This window comes from Acinetobacter vivianii, from assembly GCF_014635885.1.
Taxonomy (GTDB): Bacteria; Pseudomonadota; Gammaproteobacteria; order Pseudomonadales; family Moraxellaceae; genus Acinetobacter; species Acinetobacter vivianii.
In genome coordinates, this window is record NZ_BMDR01000007.1 from 219,695 (window position 1) to 226,277 (window position 6,583).

At 42.0% G+C, this 6,583-nt stretch carries 6 protein-coding genes; 5 read left to right on the top strand and 1 reads right to left on the bottom strand.

Annotated features, from left to right (window positions below):
• Positions 1-9: 9 nt before the first annotated feature.
• Positions 10-1,239 (bottom strand): beta-ketoacyl-ACP synthase II, encoded by a 1,230-nt coding sequence (locus IEV36_RS15045; protein ID WP_004805136.1) that lies wholly within the window; start codon positions 1,237-1,239, stop codon positions 10-12.
• Between the two features lie 290 nt (positions 1,240-1,529).
• Here IEV36_RS15045 and IEV36_RS15050 point away from each other — a divergent pair, with 290 nt between their 5' ends.
• The 5 genes from IEV36_RS15050 to IEV36_RS15070 form a co-directional block, all read left to right on the top strand.
• The gene (locus IEV36_RS15050) at positions 1,530-2,879 is read left to right on the top strand and encodes an EcsC family protein (RefSeq protein ID WP_005256365.1); all 1,350 of its coding nucleotides are present in this window, start codon (positions 1,530-1,532) and stop codon (positions 2,877-2,879) included.
• A gap of 158 nt (positions 2,880-3,037) precedes the next feature.
• Positions 3,038-3,412, top strand: a complete 375-nt coding sequence (gene rpsL / locus IEV36_RS15055; protein WP_004638184.1) for a 30S ribosomal protein S12 — start codon at positions 3,038-3,040, stop codon at positions 3,410-3,412.
• Positions 3,413-3,572: 160 nt separating this feature from the next.
• Positions 3,573-4,043: a 30S ribosomal protein S7 gene (rpsG, locus tag IEV36_RS15060; RefSeq protein WP_004655203.1), complete on the top strand. Its 471-nt coding sequence runs from the start codon at positions 3,573-3,575 to the stop codon at positions 4,041-4,043.
• Positions 4,044-4,220: 177 nt separating this feature from the next.
• Complete coding sequence (fusA, locus tag IEV36_RS15065; protein WP_004770932.1) at positions 4,221-6,359, top strand: elongation factor G; 2,139 nt, start codon at positions 4,221-4,223, stop codon at positions 6,357-6,359.
• 92 nt (positions 6,360-6,451) lie between these two features.
• Positions 6,452-6,583 (top strand): GTP-binding protein (locus IEV36_RS15070; protein WP_227591698.1); only part of this gene is annotated, 132 nt, incomplete at its 3' end.

Below are 6,583 nucleotides of genomic sequence, written 5' to 3' on the forward strand. Positions count from 1 at the left end.
TAAGTAGGATTATGCATCCCACTTCTTGAAAATAAGGCAGGCGTTAACACCGCCAAAACCAAAACTGTTACTCATTACAGTATTCAGTTTTGCATCACGTTTTTCAAGTACAATATCGAAACCTTGTGCGCCTTCATCAAGCTCAGTCACGTTGATGTTTGGTGCAATAAAGTCATTTTGCATCATCAATACAGAATAAATCGCTTCCTGAACGCCAGCAGCACCTAAGCTGTGACCAGTCATTGATTTAGTTGAACTGAGTGGAGGAACCTGACCTTCACCAAATGCGCGTTCCATTGCTTTAAGCTCGGTTACGTCACCCGCTGGTGTTGAAGTACCATGTGTGTTGACATAGTCAATTTGCTCTACACCATGCTGTTTTGCTTCATCCAATGCCATGATGATACAACGTGTTGCACCTTCACCACTTGGTGCAACCATGTCAGCACCATCACTATTTGCTGCGTAGCCAATGACTTCAGCGAGGATGTTCGCGCCACGTGCTTGTGCATGTTCAAGTGATTCAAGTACAACGAAACCACCGCCACCAGCAATCACAAAACCGTCACGGTCTTTTGAATATGGGCGTGAAGCAGTTTCTGGTGTGTCATTATATTTTGAACATAATGCACCCATCGCATCAAACAATAAGCTTTGTGACCAGTGATCTTCTTCACCACCACCAGCAAGCATCAAATCCTGTTTACCCAATTGAATCAGGTTATAAGCATAACCAATTGCATCGGCAGAAGTTGCACATGCACTGGTAATCGAATGGGCCACACCTTGCAATTTAAATGCAACACCTACGTTTGCAGTAATGGTGTTTGACATGTTACGTGGCACGAAGAAAGGACCGATTTTACGCGCACCTTTTTCTTCTAGCAGTTTGATCATTTCTGCAACAGATGCAGTCGAGTTACCACCTGAACCGCCAGCAATACCGTAACGTGGATTGTTTGCCAAATCTTCTTGTTTCAGTCCAGCATGTTCAACGGCTGCAACAGCTGCATTGTATGCATACATCGCACAAACGCCCATAAAGCGTTTCAGTTTACGATCAATGCCATCAAAATCCTGTTCAGCTGCAGCGCTAACATGGCTCTTGAAATTCAGTTCTGCATAAGTTGGGTTTAAACGTGTGCCTGAGATTCCATTTTTTAAAGAATGAGTGACCTCTTCTAAAGAGTTACCGATACATGAGTTAATGCCCATACCAGTGATTACAACACGTTTCATTTACAGATCCCTTTTATGGTAATACTTAAGCCCTGTGCATCTCGCTATGAATACAAATCAGGAGAAAATAACGATTAAAATGGCTTATGAGTGAATGACACCATGATAGCAGAAAGGTTTTTTATTTCTTATGGCAAATTTTATGCCTATTTCCAGTTGTGTAAATATTCGTAAATATTGCACTTATGGTGACGAAACGTAATGAAAGTACACACATAAAAGTTGAGATAAATCTGCATTCAACCTAGTATTTACCTAGAAATGCACACATTACACAACAGAGGTACTTGATGACAAAATCTAAAAACAAGCAATCTTCAGGTTTATTTGCACAAGCCTTTGGAGTGGCTAAAAAGCTCAGTTCAGAATTACAAAAACTGCAAGTGGCGCCAATCACCTCTGGGGCCGATCTTGCAAATTCATCTCATACAATAGAAGGAAAAGCGCGTTTTAAAAGTCCATTTGAAGTGGAAAAATACGAAAGTCCGCAACAAATGTTACGTCAGCAATTCCCGAAACTTTCACATCAGTTCCTCGGTCGTCATTACACACGCGTGAACAGTATTGCGTCTTTTGTGTCTCCTGATTTAGGTGAAAAAGCATCTGACTATTTATTCCAATGGTTGAATGAGTTTAGTTCGAATAGTTCCCTGACAGAGAAAATCCTTGAAGAAGCAGGGGTGAAGGACATTATGGAACTCACTAAAGATACAGGTCGTTCGCAACGTTTGAGTCAGGCGCTTATTGAACAAAATAAATTGTTGGCAGCTGTTCAGGGCGCTGTGACAGGTGCAACAGGTGTCTGGGGCGCGGCTATTGATATTCCTGCATCGATTGTTTTGACCTTGCGAACTATTTATCAGACTGGGCGTTCACACGGCTTTGATTTGTCAGAAGAGAATGATCAAGAGATTGTTGCTTTCATTTTTAAAGAGATTGATTTAAGTCTGGTTGCTGAAAAACAAACCTTGTTGGTTGCATTAAAAGCCTTGAAATCGATGTTGGAAACGCATGACCTACAACAGTTCCAACAATTGCTTGGATCAAATAATGATTTTGATTTAGTCAAAAAATGGCTGGTAGATGAACAAGGACAGTTTAAGTTTGGATGGTTAAACCGTGTTCCTCAGGTGTCCGTGGTGGGTAAGTTAACCCCAGTTGCTGGCGCTGCTTTAAGTGGTTTTTATAGCTGGCGATTGCTGGAAGATGTCGGACATAAATCACAATCTATTTTTGGTGCGGCACGTTTCTATTTAAATGAACATCCGAACGAAAATATTTCTCCATTAGATGCCTACTATAAAGCGGAAGCTTTATTGAAAAAAGCGACGCCGCGTTTATTGAATGCAACCGAGGAAGAGGCTAAGCAAGGTTTAACTTCTGAGACATCAAAAAATGATGTGATTACCAATGTTTCGATTCAGGCCAAAGATACAGACGCGCCCAAAACACCAGTGGATGAAAAAGTAGAAGAGGGAATTCAACAACTTGCAGAACAGCATGTAGTTGAACATGAACATACGGAACAGCAACCCGCGTTGAAGGCAGAGCAAGACGAGATATTTGACGAGAGCGAAACAGAACTCACGACTGAACAGAAATCAATTGATGTAGAACCTGCTTCAACAAAACATAGCTAATTATGGTGTGATGTTCTAGACATCAAAACACAACAAACCCAAGAAATGGTCAGCACTTACAATGTTGACCATTTTTACTTCTTAGCTTACAATTATGTGCCCTTAAAAAGAGGTTCTTTTCTTTTTTTAAGGTTGTTTAATAACGGGAGAATTGCCAAATGGCAACAACAAATCAGTTGATCCGTAAGGGTCGTACGACTTTGATTGAAAAATCAAAAGTTCCTGCGTTGAAGGCTTGTCCACAACGTCGTGGTGTATGTACACGTGTTTATACTACTACACCTAAAAAACCTAACTCAGCAATGCGTAAGGTTTGCCGTGTTCGCTTAACTTCAGGTTTTGAAGTATCTAGCTACATCGGTGGTGAAGGTCATAACCTACAAGAGCACAGTGTTGTTCTTATCCGTGGTGGTCGTGTTAAAGACTTACCAGGTGTACGTTACCATACCGTTCGTGGTTCTTTAGACTGTGCTGGCGTTAAAGATCGTAACCAGTCACGTTCTAAATATGGTGCTAAGCGTCCTAAGAAGTAATTCTAGGAAACTAGCCCAAGCATTCCTTTAGCGTTTCGCTTGTTTGAATTCTTCATAGATTTGTAATTCAAGCGACGTATAGTAAGGCCAGCGTCGTGTACATGACACTTGTACAAACTGCTGGATTATCCTGAAGTGTCATATTATTAGGTGTATTAAAATGCCAAGACGTCGCGTAGTCGCTGCTCGTGAGATCCTTCCAGATCCAAAATTTAGCAGCCAAACAATCGCTAAATTCATGAACCACGTAATGCAAGATGGTAAAAAATCTATTGCTGAAAGTATCGTTTACGGTGCTTTAGACCGCGTTCAAGAAAAAAACAAAGTAGACCCAGTTGAATTTTTCGAGACTACTCTTGAAAAAGTTCGTCCTATGGTTGAAGTAAAAGCACGCCGTGTTGGTGGTGCTACTTATCAAGTACCTATGGAAGTACGCCCATCCCGTCGTACTGCTCTAGCTATGCGTTGGTTAGTAGATGCTGCTGCTAAGCGTTCTGAAAAAACGATGGCTTTACGTCTTGCTGGTGAGTTGCTTGATGCAGCTGAAGGTAAAGGTGCAGCGATCAAAAAACGTGAAGACGTGCATCGTATGGCTGAAGCCAACAAAGCCTTCTCTCACTACCGTTTCTAAGCGGATAAAACAGTCCCTAATCAGGAGAATATTCATGCGTACTGCAGCTCGATTCAACATCGCTCTCTATCAAAGTGGAGGCTTTGCGGGTATTTAAGTTGCCTGCTTGGATATTCGTGCGCATCAATTTAATTGATGCGTCCTGTTTTAAATATAACATTTAGGAATGTAGACATCATGGCTCGCCAAACCCCAATTAGTAACTACCGTAACATCGGTATTTCTGCGCACATTGACGCAGGTAAAACAACTACAACAGAACGTATTTTGTTCTACACAGGTGTATCTCACAAAATTGGTGAAGTACACGACGGTGCAGCAACAATGGACTGGATGGAACAAGAGCAAGAGCGTGGTATTACAATTACCTCTGCTGCTACAACTTGTTTCTGGTCTGGTATGGCTAACCAATTCCAACAACACCGTATCAACGTAATTGATACACCGGGACACGTAGACTTCACAATCGAAGTTGAACGTTCTATGCGTGTTCTTGACGGTGCGTGCATGGTTTACTGTGCAGTTGGTGGCGTACAACCTCAGTCTGAAACTGTATGGCGTCAGGCAAACAAATATAAAGTGCCTCGTTTAGCATTCGTGAACAAGATGGACCGTACTGGTGCAAACTTCTTCCGTGCTGTTGAGCAAGTTAAAACTCGTTTAGGCGGTAATCCTGTACCTATCGTTGTGCCAATTGGTGCAGAAGATACATTTACAGGTGTAGTTGACCTCATCGAAATGAAAGCGATTATCTGGGATGAAGCATCTCAAGGTATGAAGTTCGAATACGGTGAAATTCCTGCTGACCTCGTTGATACTTCAAACGAATGGCGTACTAAGATGGTTGAAGCTGCGGCTGAAGCATCTGAAGAGTTAATGGACAAGTACCTAGAAGAAGGCGATCTTTCTAAAGAAGAAATCATCGCTGGTTTACGTGCTCGTACATTAGCATCTGAAATTCAAGTTATGCTTTGTGGTTCTGCGTTCAAGAACAAAGGTGTTCAACGTATGTTGGATGCTGTAATTCAATTCTTGCCTTCTCCTACAGAAGTTAAAGCAATTGAAGGTATCCTTGACGACAAAGACGAAACTAAAGCGTCTCGTGAAGCATCTGACGAAGCTCCGTTCTCTGCGCTTGCGTTCAAAATCATGAACGATAAGTTCGTAGGTAACTTAACATTCGTACGTGTTTACTCTGGTGTTCTTAAACAAGGTGATCCGGTTTATAACCCAGTTAAATCTAAGCGTGAACGTATCGGTCGTATCGTGCAAATGCATGCGAACGAACGTCAAGATCTTGATGAAATCCGTGCAGGTGATATCGCAGCGTGTGTAGGTCTTAAAGACGTTACTACTGGTGATACATTATGTGATGAGAAAAACATCATTACACTTGAGCGTATGGAATTCCCAGAGCCAGTAATTTCATTGGCTGTTGAACCAAAAACTAAAGCTGACCAAGAAAAAATGTCTATCGCTTTAGGTCGTTTGGCTAAAGAAGATCCATCGTTCCGCGTTCGTACTGACGAAGAATCTGGTCAAACAATTATTGCTGGTATGGGTGAGCTTCACCTTGACATCATCGTTGACCGTATGAAGCGTGAATTCAGCGTTGAAGCGAACATTGGTAAACCAATGGTTGCTTACCGTGAAACCATCAAGAAGTCTGTTGAACAAGAAGGTAAATTTGTTCGTCAAACAGGTGGTAAAGGTAAATTCGGTCATGTATATGTTCGTTTAGAGCCTATGGATGTTGAAGAAGCTGGTAAAGAATACGAATTCGCTGAAGAAGTTGTCGGCGGTACTGTACCTAAAGAATTCTTTGGTGCGGTTGACAAAGGTATTCAAGAACGTATGAAGAATGGTGTATTGGCTGGTTACCCTGTTGTGGGTATCAAAGCGACATTATTCGACGGTTCTTACCACGATGTCGACTCTGATGAATTGTCGTTCAAAATGGCAGGTTCATACGCTTTCCGTGACGGTTTCATGAAAGCAGATCCTATCCTTCTTGAACCAATCATGAAAGTTGAAGTAGAAACTCCAGAAGACTACATGGGCGATATCATGGGTGACTTAAACCGTCGTCGTGGTATGGTTCAAGGTATGGACGATCTTCCTGGCGGAACTAAAGCTATTAAAGCTGAAGTACCACTTGCTGAGATGTTTGGTTACGCGACTCAAATGCGTTCTATGTCTCAAGGTCGTGCGACTTACTCTATGGAATTCGCTAAATACGCTGAAACTCCACGTAACGTTGCGGAAGGCATCATCGCTAAGTTCCAAGCTGGCGGTAAAAAAGGTGACGACGAGTAATCTTTCGATTACTATATTACCCAACTAAAATTTAGTTAAAAACCAAGTGCTCATGGGCGACCCTCATGAGCAGTTTATAAAGGAAGATCATCATGGCTAAAGCCAAGTTTGAACGTAATAAACCACACGTAAACGTGGGTACAATTGGTCACGTTGACCATGGTAAAACAACTTTAACTGCTGCGATTGCAACGATCTGTGCAAAAACTTACGGCGGTGAAGCT